Source organism: Streptomyces sp. NPDC001513 (assembly GCF_042894695.1).
Classification (GTDB): Bacteria; Actinomycetota; Actinomycetes; order Streptomycetales; family Streptomycetaceae; genus Streptomyces.
Map to the genome: position 1 here is coordinate 91,805 of NZ_JBIAVU010000021.1, position 13,191 is coordinate 104,995.

The following is a 13,191-nucleotide window of genomic DNA, read 5'->3' on the forward strand; positions in this document are numbered from 1 at the left end:
CGGGGGTGCGGGCCCGTCGGACCGGCAGGCGGGCCCGCACCCCCGCACCCCCGCGCCGGCGCTCAGAGCAGCGCGAACTGCCCGCCCGGGCCCTCCTCGTGGTGGTCCAGCACCGAGGCCGGCCGCCGGGCCCAGCCCGGCGGCGGCAGCACCCCGGCCGCGCGCAGCCCCTCGGCCGACAGGCCCGGCCCCGGCTCGAACGCGGCCCGCTCCGGCGCCAGATCGGCCAGCAGCGCCAGGGTCGTCACCAGGGCGAGCAGCTCCGAGGTCCAGCTCTGCGGCCACTCGGCCGGCCCCAGCGCCTCCAGCCCGTCGGCGTCCGGGCCGCGGTGCGCGGTGCGCGCGGCGAACCAGGCCTCCAGCACCCGCACGCCCTGCACCTCGTACTCCCAGGCCCCGGCGGGCACGGGAGAGACCGTTCCGCTCCCGAGGCTCAGCGTCTCGCTCTGCGCGTCGTACGCGAGCCCGTGCGGCCACGCCCCGACCGCCGAGCGGACGTACGGGCGCCGGCCGCCCGGCAGCCGCGGCGGCTCGCCCCCGCGCGCCCCGCGCAGCTGGACGGTGAGCAGCCGGTGCCCCAGCTCCAGCCCGGCCCGCCAGCGCGCGGGATCGGCGGCGAGCGGGACCTCGTAGCCGTGCGGCCCCGGCCGGCCCGCGGCGAGGACCCAGCACAGGAAGTCCTCGGGGGTGGCCCAGCCCCCGTAGCGCTCGCCCAGCAGGGGCAGCAGGCCGGGGGCGAGGTTGGGCTCGGCGCCGCCGGGGCGCCGGTGCAGCGGGCGGATCCGGCCGAGCCGGCCGGCCGGGAGGTGCGCGGTGACCAGCGGGCCGGCGGTCTCTACGAGGAACACCTGGTGCTCGTCCCGGACCCGCCAGAGCTCCGGACGGGCGGTGTCGATCAGCCGCTGGTCGGGCAGGAGCCACTGCTCGTCGAAGGGCTCGCGGAGCACCCGTACGGGGTCGGGGCAGGGGCCGGGCGCGTCGGCGAAACGGGCCGTGGCCGCCGAGCGCTGGCCCGGCAGCGCGGCCGCCCCGGCGGCGGGCCTGCGCACCCGGCTCGGGCGGAACAGCCGCTCCCGCTCGGCCCCTTCGGATCCGGTCAGGAGGGCCCAGCGGGCGCGCAGGGCCGCCGGATCGGGTGCGGCCACCCAGTCCCGGCCCAGACGCAGGCCGCCCGCGGCCCAGGGCATCAGATCGTCCAGCAGCGGTACGTCTTCGCTCACGCCGCCGATGGTAGCGACGGGATCCGATGACCGGGCTGCGTCCAGGCCGAAGCGCTACGCTCCTTATGTACGCATAACTGACAGATACGTACGGGATCGACCGAGGAGACGGTCATGAGCCAGTACGACGAATACTCGACTCCGTCGCAGGCCGAGGGCGAGCGCCTCGACGAGGACATGGACGAGAAGCAGCGCAAGGAGCGGCACCCCCAGACGATGCGGACCACGCCGTCCCAGGCGGAGGGCGAGCGCATCACGGAGACCGACGAGAAGCGGTGACGCTCCGGCCGGTCGGCGTGACCGGCCAGGTCAGTGCGCGTCGACCGTCACGGTGAAGGAGAAACGGTCGCCGCGGTAGCGGATCCGCGCCACGTCCACCACCCGGCCGTCCTCGTCGTACGTCACGCCCGTGTAGTGCAGGATCGGGCTGAGCAGCGGGACCTGGAGCAGCTCGGCCGTCTCCGGGTCGGCGAGCCGGGCCTCCACGGTGTCCGTGATGCGGCTGATGCGGACGCCCACCACGTCCCGCAGCACCTTGGTCATCGGCCAGCGCTCAAGATCGGCGAGGTCCACGGCCTCGGCGAACTCCGGCAGGACCGCGTTCTCCGCCCAGTTGGTCGGCTCGCCGCTCTCCCGGTCATGGCGCAGCCGGCGGTACGTGACCACCTCCGGCGTGGCCGGGAAATGCTCCAGCAGCTCCCCGGCCACGGGCGTGCGCCCGTGGCCGAGGATCGTCGTGCGATCACCCGACTGCTGGGCCACGATCGCGTCGACCGAGCCCAGCAGCCGGACCGGGGTGCTGCGCAGCGCGCCCGGCTCGATGAAGGTGCCGCGCCGCCGGTGCCTGCTGATCAGCCCCTCGCCCTCCAGCTCCTTGAGCGCCTGCCGCATGGTCAGCACGCTCACCCCGTAGTGCTCGGCGAGCTGCTCCTCGGTGGGCAGGCGCAGCGAGGCGTCCGGAGTGCGCCCGAGTATCGAGGCGCGCAGGGACTGCGACACCTGATACCAGAGCGGCAGCTTCCGGTTCAGTACCAGCGAGTCGGGGGCGAAGGCGGTCACGGGGCTCACGGGTGGATCTCCGAACGGGGCTGGACAAGGGTGACGTGCAGCGCATGCAGGGTATGCAGTGCAGGTCAGGCGCGGAAGTGGCGCTGCAGACCCTGCCACACGTCGTCGTAGCCGCGCTGGAGGTGATCGGCGCCGGCCGCCTGGGCGGTGGCGGTGATCGGCCAGCGGGTCTCGAACATGAAGGCCAGGCCGTCGTCGATCTTCTGCGGCTTCAGCTCGGCGGTGCTCGCCCGGTCGAAGGTCTCCCGGTCCGGGCCGTGCGCGGACATCATGTTGTGGAGCGAGCCGCCGCCGGGGACGAAGCCTTCGGCCTTGGCGTCGTAGGCGCCCTCGACGAGGCCCATGTACTCGCTCATCACGTTGCGGTGGAAGTAGGGCGGGCGGAAGGTGTCCTCGCCGACCAGCCAGCGCGGGGCGAAGACCACGAAGTCCACGCCGGCCAGGCCCGGGGTGTCGGAGGGCGAGGTCAGGACCGTGAAGATCGACGGGTCCGGGTGGTCGTAGCTGATCGAGCCCAGGACGTTGAAGCGGTGCAGGTCGTAGACGTACGGGACGTGGCTGCCGTGCCAGGCGACCACGTCGAGCGGGGAGTGGTCGTAGGTGGCCGACCAGAGGTTGCCGCAGAACTTGTTGATCACCTCGGTCGGGCGCTCCACGTCCTCGTACGCGGCCACGGGGGCCTGGAAGTCGCGTGCGGCGGCGAGGCCGTTGGCGCCGATCGGGCCCAGGTTCGGCAGTTCGAAGGGCTGGCCGTAGTTCTCGCAGACGTAGCCGCGGGCGTCGGCGTCCAGCAGCTCGACGCGGAAGCGGACGCCGCGCGGGATGAGGGCCATGTCGCCCGGCCGGGCGGCGAGCAGGCCGAGTTCGGTGCGCAGCAGCAGGCCGCCGCGCTCGGGGACGATCAGCAGCTCGCCGTCGGAGTCGCTGAACACCCGGTCCGTCATCGACGCGTTGGCGGCGTAGAGGTGGATGGCCATGCCGGCGCGCTGGGCCGCGTCGCCGTTGCCGCCGAGGGTCCACAGGCCGGACAGGAAGTCGGTGCCGGGGGCCGGGTCGGGCAGCGGGTTCCAGCGCAGCCGGTTCGGGTCCGCCGGGGCCTCGGTGAAGGGGGCGGTGCGCAGGGCCCCGTTCTCGATCCGGGTGAAGGGCGGGTGCGCGGCCGAGGGGCGGATCCGGTACAGCCACGAGCGGCGGTTGTGGGTGCGGGGCTCGGTGAAGGCGCTGCCGCTGAGCTGCTCGGCGTAGAGGCCGAGGGGGGCGCGCTGGGGCGAGTTCCGGCCGAGCGGCAGGGCGCCGGGGACGGCCTCCGAGCTGTGCTCGTTGCCGAAGCCGGTGAGGTACTCCAGTGCCTCTGCCGTCTTCCTGGCCTGCTCGCTGCCGGCGTGCTCGCTCATGTGCTGCTCCCGCTCCGTCGAAGGAATCCTATGGTCGACAGTAGGATTCCGCGGCCCGCGCGTCAACGGGGTCCCGGAGACTCGCGTTCCGGGTGGTCCGGGGAGCCGGGCGACAGGGCCCTCCCGGAAGCCGCCCGCCGGTCGGTCGCCGGGGGGCCCGGAACGGATTCGCGCAGAGGGGGATCCCAAAAGATGAACATTGCTCTACTCTCACGCGCATGTCGTGGACCCGCAGGTTCCCTGCCGTGCCGGCGGCGCTCCTCGCCGCCCTCCTTGCCCTCCTGACCCTCTTCGCCGCCGCGCCCGCCGCCCGCGCGCACGAGGAACGCCCGGTCACCCTCCCCGACGGCTCCGGATCCGTACCGGAGTACCGCGACAGGGAGCCCGACCTGGTCGTCTGCAAGACCGACCGGCCCGCCTTCGAGCGCCGGATATCCGGCTTCCCGGAAGAGCTCCGCCGACGCAACCTCGCCCTGTACGAGCGGTGCGAGCAGAGCGGCTACCGCCACCTCCAGGAAGCCGTCGACGCCGTGGACCGGCCCGGGATGAACATCGCGATCCTCCCCGGCCTGTACGAGGAGGAGCCCTCGCTCCCGAAGCCGACGGGAGAGTGCGCGGCACTGAAGGCCCCCGAGTCCTCGCTCGGCTACCAGATCCTGTCCTACGAGCAGCAGGCGCAGTGCCGGCACAACCAGAACCTCGTCGCGATCCTCGGCAAGACGAACCTGCAGATCGAGGGCACCGGCGCGTCACGGCTGGACGTGGTCGTCGACGCGAAGTACCAGAAGCTGAACGCCATCCGCGCCGACAAGTCCAACGGCATCTACTTCCGCAACTTCACCGCCCAGCGCACCACCTTCAACTCGCTGTACGTGCTCGCGGGCGACGGCTTCGTCATCGACGACGTGCTGACCCGCTGGAACGACGAGTACGGCTTCCTGACCTTCGCCAGCGACCACGGGCTCTACAAGAACTGCGAGTCGTACGGCAACGGCGACTCCGGCATCTACCCCGGCAGCGCCTCCGACATCAACGACGGCCGCGGCTACGACGTCCCCCGCTACTCCATCGAGATCACCGGCTGCCGCAGCCACCACAACATGGTCGGCTACTCCGGCACCGCGGGGGACTCGGTCTGGGTGCACGACAACGAGTTCGACCAGAACATGGGCGGCGCCTCGATGGACAGCGCCTTCCCCGGGCACCCCGGACTCCCGCAGAACCACGCCAAGTTCGAGCGGAACCTGATCCACGACAACAACCAGGACTACTACCACCACGTCGCCGACGGCACCTGCGCCAAACCGCCGATCGAACGCGGCTACGAACGCGGCGTCGTCTGCCCGCAGATCTCCATGCCTTCCGGCACCGGCATCATCACCGCGGGCGGCAACTGGAACCTGTACGAGGACAACTGGGTGTACGGGCACCGGCGCGCGGGCTTCTTCCTCAGCGCGGTCCCCGCCTTCATCCGGGGCGAGGAGAAGTGGTCGAAGCAGACGGACACCTCCCACCACAACCGGTACGCCGGGAACGTCATGGGCAAGGACAAGTCCGGCGCCGCCCGCCCCAACGGCATGGACGTGTGGTGGGACGGGCAGGGCCGCGGCAACTGCTGGCAGGACGGCCCCGACGGCTCCACCCCCGGCACGGTCCCCCAGTGCGGCGACCGCCGGGGCGACGTCTCCGGGGCTTCGGCCCGGCTGGTCGGGGAACCGGTCAAGCTGGTCCAGCTCCTCGTCTGCGCCGACTACAACGTCCAGGCGCGCAAACTCCCGGCCGGCTGCGACTGGTACGGCGCGCGCGGCCTGGAGCGGGTGGAGACCCAGCTCGCGCTCGCCGTGGCCGCGGTCCTGCTGCTGGTCGGCGGGGTCCTGTGGTGGCGCCGCCTGCGCGGCTCCCGGCTGGGCACGACGGCCACCCTCCTCGGCCTGGCCGGCCTCGCCCTGGACGTGGCCGGCTCCACCATGCCGATGACCGCCACCTTCGTCCCCGCCCTCGCCCTCCTCCTGCTCGGCCTGTGGTGGACCGGTGTGGGCCTGGCCCTGCGCCCCACCCGCCCCTGGCTGGCCCGCCTGACCCTGCTGCTGGCCGCGCTCACCTTGCTCGACGCCTTCGACAAGGCCGTCCTGATGATCCCCTGGACCCCCCTCAGCCCCGCCTGGGTCCGCGCCCTGGTGGCCGTCGTCTGGATCCTGTGGGCCGTCGTGGCCTCGGCCCGCCCCGGCACCCCGGCCCACCCCTCCGCCCTGGACGCGGCCCCGGCAGGCGACCGCACCCCGGTCCCCGCCGGCCCCGCCCCGACCCTCCCCACCGCGCCCCCCGAACCCCCGACCGGCCTGACCACCTCGACCGGCTCGGCTACCCCGGCCAGCCCGACCACCCCGGCAGGCCCGGACCCGGCGCCGTGACCGCCGCCGCCCCCTTCCCGAGCGCCCCGACCACAGGAGGCCAGCCGTGACCGGCCGCCCCGACGACGAGATCCGGTGCGACGCCTGCTGTACGCCGCCCCGCGCGGCCCGCAGGACCCGCCGAGCCGCCCGCGGCGCGGCCCTGCTCGCCCTCGCCCTGCTCCTGGCGTGCGGCGCGGCGACGGGCTGTGGCGGGCGGGCCACCACCCACCACAAGCCCGGCACCAGCCACGAGCAGGCCTCCGGCAACGTGGGCACCCTGCTGACCGCGGACGACGGCGCCGGCCACCGGCTCCGCGAGGTCCCCGCCCAGGGCGCGCCGGAGGTCCAGCTGACCGTCCGCCCGGACTCCGAGGACGGCTGGAACCTCCAACTCGCGGTGAAGAACTACCGCTTCACCCCCGACAGCACCGGCGGCGCCGCCCTCCCGGGCGCCGGCCACGCCCATCTGGAGCTCGACGGACGCAAGGTGGCCCGGCTGTACGGCCCGTGGTTCCACCTGCCCGCCACGCAGGTCCCCGAGGGCGCGCACACCCTGACCGTCCGCCTCTACGCGGACGACCACACCGCCTGGGCGGTGTCCGGCAAGCCGGTGGAGGCCATGACCCAGCTCGCCGCCACCGCCCCGGGCCCCTCCGCGGGCCACGGCCACGGCGAGACCGAGGCGGCGCCGAAGCCACCGGACCCGCAGCAGGCCGACCGGACCGTCACCGTCACCGTCCGGGACGGCAAGGTCAGCCCCGCCCCCGGCCGCACCGAGCTGCGGCGCGGGGAGCGGGTCGCCCTGCGCGTCACGAGCGACCGCGCGGACACCCTGCACGTCCACGGCTACGACAAGGAGCTCGCCCTGCCGGCAGGCCAGGAGGCCACCCTGATCCTGACGGCCGACCGCACGGGCCTCTTCGAGGTCGAGACCCACGAGTCCCGCCTCGTCCTGACCCAACTCCTCGTCCGATGACCCCACCGGGCGGCGGTGGGGCACAGACCCCGGTGGGGCGGCGGTGAGCCCCGTCGGGCCGGGCCTCGCCGCATCCAACCTCGGCGCGTCGGGCTTCGGCGCATCCGGCCTCGTCGGGCCGGGCGCCGGCGCGTCGGGCTTCAGCGGCCCGGGCTCCGGCGGCCCGGGCATCGGCGGTGGCGGAGTCGGTCAGGGCGTGGTCCTTCACCCGACCGATCCGTTCGCCGTGCTCGCGCACGGGATCGGCTCCCAGCACGATCTGCCGATCTCTCCCTTCTACGCCTTCGCGGGCGCCTTCGCCGCGCTGTTCGTCTCCTTCCTCGCACTCGGCCTCCTCTGGTCCACCTCCCGCTTCCGCGGCGAGCGCGCGGGGCTCGCCCTGCCCGCCGGCCTCCAGCGGGTGGCCGACGCGCCGGCCACCCGAACCGCCCTGCGCGGACTGGGACTAGCCGCCGCACTCGCCGTCCTGCTCCACCTCCTCCTCGGTCCCGACGACCCCGCGCACAACCCCGCTCCCGGCGCCGTCTACGTCCTCCTCTGGGTCGGACTCGTCCCCGCCTCCCTCCTCCTCGGCCCCGTCTGGCGCCTGCTCAACCCGCTCCGCACCCTGCACCGCCTGCTCACCCGGGCCCTGCGCCGCCGCGGCCCCGGCCGCCCCCTCCCCGCCCAGCTGGGCCAATGGCCCGCCGCCGCCGGGCTGTTCGCCTTCACCTGGCTCGAACTCGTCGCTCCCGATCCCGCATCCACCACCACCCTCCTGATCGCCCTCACCACCTACGCCACCGCCCAGCTGCTGCTCGCCGCCCGCTTCGGCGAGCGCTGGTTCGACGACGGAGACGCCTTCGAGGCGTACTCCGCCCTCCTCGCCCGGCTCTCCCCCCTCGGCCGTCGCAGCGACGGCCGCCTGGTCCTCCGTAACCCCTTCCACGGACTCGACGCGACGCCCGAGCGGCCCGGACTCGTCGCCACCGTCTGCGTCCTGCTCGGCTCCACCGCCTACGACGGCTTCTCCGACAACCCCTCCTGGATCAACGCCCTCCAGACCTCCCCCCTCGGCCGCACCCCCGCGGCCACGCTCGGACTGCTCGCCTCCATCGCCCTCGTCGCCACCCTGTACTGCCTGTGCGCGGCCGCCACCCGCCTCGTCAGCGGCCCGCACCCCGGCCCGCTCACCGCCTTCGCGCACTCACTCGTACCGATCGCACTCGGCTATCTCATCGCCCACTACTTCTCCCTCCTGGTAGTCGAAGGACCACGCACAGTGAGCATGGCATGGGGCACTGACAACGCCCCCGAACCCGCCCCACCACTGGGTCCAGGCGCCCTCGCCGCCCTCCAGGTCATCGCCGTCGTCACCGGCCACGTGCTCGGCGTCGTGGCCGCCCACGACCGCTCCGTACGCCTCTTCCCGCCCGCGAAGGCGGTGGCCGGCCAACTGCCACTGCTGGCGCTGATGATCACGTACACCGTCGGAGGCCTCAGCCTCCTGCTGAACTGAGGGGTCTCCTGCCGAACCGATGCCCCTGCCGACCCCGGAAGCGAGGAGCGGCATGATGGACCCCGTGCCTCCCGCCCACTCACTGCGCCGTACGCCCGTCCAGCAGCGCAGCGCCGACCGGCTCGCCCGGATCCTCGACGCCTGCGCCGAGCTCCTGGACGAGACCGGGTACGAGAACCTCAGCACCCGCGCCGTCGCCCTGCGTGCCGGAGTGCCGATCGGCTCCGTCTACCGCTTCTTCGGCAACAAGCGGGCCATGGCGATCGCCCTCGCCCACCGCAACCTGGACCGCTACGCCGACGGCATCGCAAACCGCCTCGCCGGCCTCCCGGCCACCGACTGGCGGCCCGTCGTGGACGCCGTACTCGACGAGTACCTGGCGATGAAGCGCAGCGTCCCCGGATTCGCGCTCGTCGACTTCGGCGTCCCCGCGCCGCCGTCCGAGGGTCCGGAGGCCGACCCGAACCACCAGGTCGCCGCCCGCCTGACCGAACTGCTCTCCACGCACCTCGGCCTGACCCCCGACGCCGCACTGCAGCGGGCGGTCCTCGTCGCCGTCGAGGCCACCGACGCCCTCATCCAGCTGGCCTTCCGGACCGACCCGGCCGGCGATCCCGAGATCGTCGCCGAGACCCGCGCGATGATGCAGGCGTACCTCGCCCGCGTACTGGACTGATCCCCGCCCTACGCTTCCCCGGCCCCCGGCCCCCGGTCCCGGCGCACAGCCCGCGCAGTCGGTCCCGCACGCCCCTCCCCTCCCTCCCTACCGGTCGGTATGCTCGGTGCTGCTCACCGCGTGCCCGTGCCGCAGCCTGCCGCCCATGGAGGGCCCATGCCCCGCACCGCCCTGCGCATCTGCCCTCTCTGCGAAGCCACCTGCGGCCTCACCCTGACCATCGAAGGCGCCGCGGTCACCGGCGCCCGCGGTGACCGCGACGACGTCTTCAGCAAGGGCTTCATCTGCCCCAAGGGCGCCGCCTTCGGACAGCTCGACGCCGACCCCGACAGGCTCCGCACCCCTCTCGTCCGGCGCGACGGCCGGTTGCGGGAAGCCACCTGGGAGGAGGCGTACGACGCCATCGCCGCCGCCGTCCCCGCACTCGTGCGGGAGTACGGTCCCCGGTCGGTCGGCGTGGTCCTCGGCAACCCGAACGTCCACACCATGGCCGGCGCGCTCTACCCGCCGCTGCTCCTCAAGGCCCTGGGCACCCGCAACCTGTTCACCGCCAGCACGCTCGACCAGATGCCCAAGCACGTCTCCAGCGGGCTGCTCTTCGGCGACCCGTTCGCCATCCCGGTCCCCGACCTCGACAGGACCGACTTCCTGCTGCTCCTGGGCGCCAACCCGCTTGAGTCCAACGGCTCCCTGTGCACCGCCCCCGACTTCCCCGGCAAGCTCAAGGCGCTGCGCGCCCGCGGCGGCACCCTGGTCGTCGTCGACCCGCGCCGTACCCGTACCGCCGCGCTCGCCGACCGCCACCTCGCACCGCGGCCCGGCAGCGACGCCCTGCTGCTCGCCGCCCTCGCACACACCCTGCTCGCCGAGAAGCTCGCCGCCCCCGGCGCGCTCGAGGAATGGACCGAAGGACTCGGGGAACTCGAGGCCGCCCTCGGGAGTTTCACTCCTGAGGCCGTGGCCCCCGCCTGCGACCTCACGGCCGACGAGATCCGCACCCTCGCCCGCGAGCTCGCGGCCGCGCCCACCGCCGCCGTCTACGGGCGGATCGGCAGCTGCACCGTCGAGTACGGCACGCCGGCCAGCTGGCTGGTCGACGTGCTGAACATCCTCACCGGCAACCTCGACCGGCCGGGCGGAGCCCTCTTCCCGCTCCCGGCCGCCGGCCCGCGGCCCCGCCCCGCCGGGCCCGGCAAGGGGTTCGCCATCGGCCGCTGGCACAGCCGGGTCAGCGGTCACCCCGAGGTCAAGAGCGAACTGCCCACCGCCGCCCTGGCCGAGGAGATCGAGACCCCGGGGGAGGGGCGGATCCGCGCCCTGATCGCCATCGCCGCGAATCCGGTCCTGTCCGCACCCGACGGCGACCGGCTCGACCGGGCGCTGGCCGGCCTCGACTTCATGGTCTCGATCGACCCGTACCTGAACGAGACCTCACGCCACGCCCACGTCGTCCTGCCTCCGCCGCCGCCCTCGCAGAGCGCACACCACGATTTCGCCTTCAACGGCTTCGCCGTCCGCAACCAGGTCCGCTACACGCGCGCCGCCGTCCCGCTCGAAGCCGGCCGCCTCGACGAGTGCGAGATCCACGCGCGCCTCGTCCTGGCCGTCTCCGGCATGCACGGCTCGGCCGGACCGGAGGCCGTCGACGAACTGGCCGTCCAAAGCACGCTGGCCAAGGAGACCGCCGACCCGGGCTCGCCCCTCCACGGGCAGGACCCGGCGCGCCTCGCCGGCCTCCTCACCGGCGAGAGCGGCCCCGAGCGCCGGCTCGACCTGATGCTCCGACTCGGGCCGTACGGAGACCGGTTCGGCGCGGCGGCCGAGGGGGAGCTCAGCCTGGAGCGGCTGCTCGCGCACCCGCACGGCATCGACCTGGGCCCGCTGCGGCCCCGGCTCCCGGGCGTGCTGAAGACCCGCAGCGGCAGGATCGAGCTGCTCCCGGACCCGATCGCGGCCGAGCTCCCCAGGCTGCGCGCGGCGCTCGCCGACCGCCCCGCCGCCCTGGTGCTCGTGGGCCGCCGCCACCTGCGGTCCAACAACAGCTGGTTGCACAACGTCCCGGCCCTCACCGGAGGTTCCAACCGCTGCACCCTCCAGGTCCACCCGCAGGACGCCGGCCGGCTGGGCCTCACCGACGGCGGCCGGGCCCGGATCACCGCCGAGGGCGGGAGCCTGGAGGTGCCGGTGGAGGTCACCGATGCCGTCCGCACCGGGGTGGTGAGCCTTCCGCACGGCTGGGGCCACGACCGCGCGGGCGCCCGCCTCACGGTGGCCGCCGCGGCGCCCGGTGCCAACGTCAACCAGCTGCTCAACGGCACCCGGCTCGACCGGCTGTCCGGCACGGCCGTGCTCAACGGCTTCCCCGTCGAGCTCACACCCCTGCCCTGAGCTGGGGTTTTGCTCGTATTGCTCACGCGTATACGTCTTGTTGGCGCCAGGAGGCGGCACCTACCTTCCCCCCATGCTGACCTTCCTCGGCTTCGCCATGATCGCGACTTTCCTGGTCCTGATCATGATGAAGAAAATGTCGCCCATCGCGGCCCTCGTCCTCATCCCCGCACTCTTCTGCGTGTTCGCAGGCAAGGGCGCCCACCTCGGCGACTACGTCATCGACGGCGTCGGCAAGCTCGCACCGACCGCCGCCATGCTGATGTTCGCCATCGTCTACTTCGGCGTGATGATCGACGTCGGCCTCTTCGACCCGATCGTGCGCGGCATCCTGCGCTTCTGCAAGGCGGACCCGATGCGGGTGGTGGTCGGTACGGCCGTCCTCGCCGCGATCGTCTCGCTCGACGGCGACGGATCGACCACCTTCATGATCACCGTTTCGGCCATGTACCCGCTGTACAAGCGGCTCGGGCTGAGCCTGGTGGTCATGACGGGCGTCGCGGCCACGGCCAACGGCGTCATGAACACCCTGCCCTGGGGCGGCCCCACGGCCCGCGCCGCCACCGCCCTCAAGCTCGACGCCGCCGACATCTTCGTCCCGATGATCCCGGCCCTCGCGGTGGGCCTGCTCTTCGTGTTCGTCCTGGCGTACGTCCTCGGCGTGAAGGAACGCCGCCGGGTCGGCCTCCTGGCCCTCCCCGGCGAGGCTGTGGAGTCGGAGCAGGAGGCGGAGCAGGAGTCCGAGGCCCTCGTCGCGGCCGGCTCGGGCCTCCGTACCACCGGCGGCACCCCCGCCCCCGCCCCCGCGGCATCAGGCTCGGACTCCGGTGGCGAGTCCGCGGAGGCACCCGCGTCTCCCGCGTCTCCCACGTCCCCGGCCGCGCCCGACGAGGGCGACGGTTTCCAGGGCCTCGACCCTCAGCGCCCCACCCTGCGCCCGCGCCTCTACTGGTTCAACGCCGGTCTCACCGTCGCGCTCCTCACCGCGATGATCACGGAGCTGCTGCCCATCCCGGTGCTGTTCCTGCTCGGCGCCGCCCTCGCCCTCACCGTCAACTTCCCGCACATGCCCGACCAGAAGGCCCGGATCGCCGCCCACGCCGACAACGTCCTGAACGTCGCCGGCATGGTCTTCGCCGCCGCCGTCTTCACCGGGGTCCTCACCGGCACCGGCATGGTCAAGCACATGGCCGACTGGCTCGTCGGCGCCATCCCCGAGGGCATGGGCCCGCACATGGCGCTGGTCACCGGGCTGCTCAGCCTGCCGCTCACCTACTTCATGTCCAACGACGGCTTCTACTTCGGCGTCCTGCCCGTCCTGGCCGAGGCCGGCGCCGCCCACGGGGTCTCCCCGCTGGAGATCGCCCGCGCCTCCCTGGTCGGCCAGGCGCTGCACATGTCCAGCCCGCTGGTTCCGGCCGTCTACGTCCTCGTCGGCATGGCCAAGGTCGAGTTCGGCGACCACACCCGTTTCACCGTGAAATGGGCGGCCCTGACCTCTCTTGTCGTCCTCGCGGCAGGGATGCTTTTCGGCATCATCTGACCCCGGGCCGCCCCTGGCCGAGAAAAACTACCGGC

10 protein-coding genes are annotated in these 13,191 nt (G+C 73.5%); 7 read left to right on the plus strand and 3 right to left on the minus strand.

Going from position 1 to position 13,191, the window contains the following annotated elements; translation table 11 throughout:
* Nucleotides 1–62: 62 nt before the first annotated feature.
* On the minus strand, nt 63–1,187 hold the full coding sequence (locus ACFYZ4_RS36285; protein ID WP_390786000.1) for a type ISP restriction/modification enzyme: 1,125 nt from the start codon (nt 1,185–1,187) through the stop codon (nt 63–65).
* 147 nt (nt 1,188–1,334) lie between these two features.
* On the opposite strand from ACFYZ4_RS36285, the gene ACFYZ4_RS36290 reads away from it, so the two are divergent.
* A complete protein-coding gene (locus ACFYZ4_RS36290) occupies nt 1,335–1,499 on the plus strand; it encodes a hypothetical protein (protein WP_351296598.1) in 165 nt (54 codons plus the stop codon).
* 30 nt (nt 1,500–1,529) lie between these two features.
* Here the strand turns inward: ACFYZ4_RS36290 and ACFYZ4_RS36295 are convergent, their stop codons facing one another.
* The gene (locus ACFYZ4_RS36295) at nt 1,530–2,279 is read right to left on the minus strand and encodes a GntR family transcriptional regulator (protein ID WP_030720241.1); all 750 of its coding nucleotides are present in this window, start codon (nt 2,277–2,279) and stop codon (nt 1,530–1,532) included.
* Between the two features lie 74 nt (nt 2,280–2,353).
* Nucleotides 2,354–3,682, minus strand: coding sequence for a homogentisate 1,2-dioxygenase (gene hmgA, locus ACFYZ4_RS36300; protein WP_390785978.1), 1,329 nt, complete (start codon nt 3,680–3,682; stop codon nt 2,354–2,356).
* A 218-nt stretch (nt 3,683–3,900) separates the two neighbouring features.
* Here hmgA and ACFYZ4_RS36305 point away from each other — a divergent pair, with 218 nt between their 5' ends.
* The 6 genes from ACFYZ4_RS36305 to ACFYZ4_RS36330 all read left to right on the plus strand — a co-directional run bounded on the left by ACFYZ4_RS36305 (nt 3,901) and on the right by ACFYZ4_RS36330 (nt 13,156).
* Entirely contained in the window at nt 3,901–6,093 is a 2,193-nt protein-coding gene (locus ACFYZ4_RS36305; protein ID WP_390785979.1) for a right-handed parallel beta-helix repeat-containing protein, read from the plus strand.
* A gap of 142 nt (nt 6,094–6,235) precedes the next feature.
* Entirely contained in the window at nt 6,236–7,051 is an 816-nt protein-coding gene (locus ACFYZ4_RS36310; RefSeq protein WP_390786001.1) for a hypothetical protein, read from the plus strand.
* Between the two features lie 196 nt (nt 7,052–7,247).
* On the plus strand, nt 7,248–8,549 hold the full coding sequence (locus ACFYZ4_RS36315; RefSeq protein ID WP_390786002.1) for a hypothetical protein: 1,302 nt from the start codon (nt 7,248–7,250) through the stop codon (nt 8,547–8,549).
* 55 nt (nt 8,550–8,604) lie between these two features.
* A complete protein-coding gene (locus ACFYZ4_RS36320) occupies nt 8,605–9,225 on the plus strand; it encodes a TetR/AcrR family transcriptional regulator (RefSeq protein WP_351296672.1) in 621 nt (206 codons plus the stop codon).
* 156 nt (nt 9,226–9,381) lie between these two features.
* On the plus strand, nt 9,382–11,613 hold the full coding sequence (locus tag ACFYZ4_RS36325) for a molybdopterin-dependent oxidoreductase (RefSeq protein ID WP_390785980.1): 2,232 nt from the start codon (nt 9,382–9,384) through the stop codon (nt 11,611–11,613).
* 73 nt (nt 11,614–11,686) lie between these two features.
* A complete protein-coding gene (locus tag ACFYZ4_RS36330; RefSeq protein ID WP_351296609.1) occupies nt 11,687–13,156 on the plus strand; it encodes a citrate:proton symporter in 1,470 nt (489 codons plus the stop codon).
* The last annotated feature ends 35 nt before the right edge of the window (nt 13,157–13,191 follow it).

What these genes read in the sequence shown, in the direction of transcription:
- ACFYZ4_RS36305 (WP_390785979.1), top strand. Translation starts at nt 3,901, where the DNA reads ATGTCGTGGACCCGCAGGTTCCCTGCCGTGCCGGCGGCGCTCCTCGCC.
- ACFYZ4_RS36330 (WP_351296609.1), top strand. Translation starts at nt 11,687, where the DNA reads ATGCTGACCTTCCTCGGCTTCGCCATGATCGCGACTTTCCTGGTCCTG.
- ACFYZ4_RS36325 (WP_390785980.1), top strand. Translation starts at nt 9,382, where the DNA reads ATGCCCCGCACCGCCCTGCGCATCTGCCCTCTCTGCGAAGCCACCTGC.
- hmgA (WP_390785978.1), bottom strand. Translation starts at nt 3,682, where the DNA reads ATGAGCGAGCACGCCGGCAGCGAGCAGGCCAGGAAGACGGCAGAGGCA.
- ACFYZ4_RS36285 (WP_390786000.1), bottom strand. Translation starts at nt 1,187, where the DNA reads ATGCCCTGGGCCGCGGGCGGCCTGCGTCTGGGCCGGGACTGGGTGGCC.
- ACFYZ4_RS36290 (WP_351296598.1), top strand. Translation starts at nt 1,335, where the DNA reads ATGAGCCAGTACGACGAATACTCGACTCCGTCGCAGGCCGAGGGCGAG.
- ACFYZ4_RS36320 (WP_351296672.1), top strand. Translation starts at nt 8,605, where the DNA reads ATGGACCCCGTGCCTCCCGCCCACTCACTGCGCCGTACGCCCGTCCAG.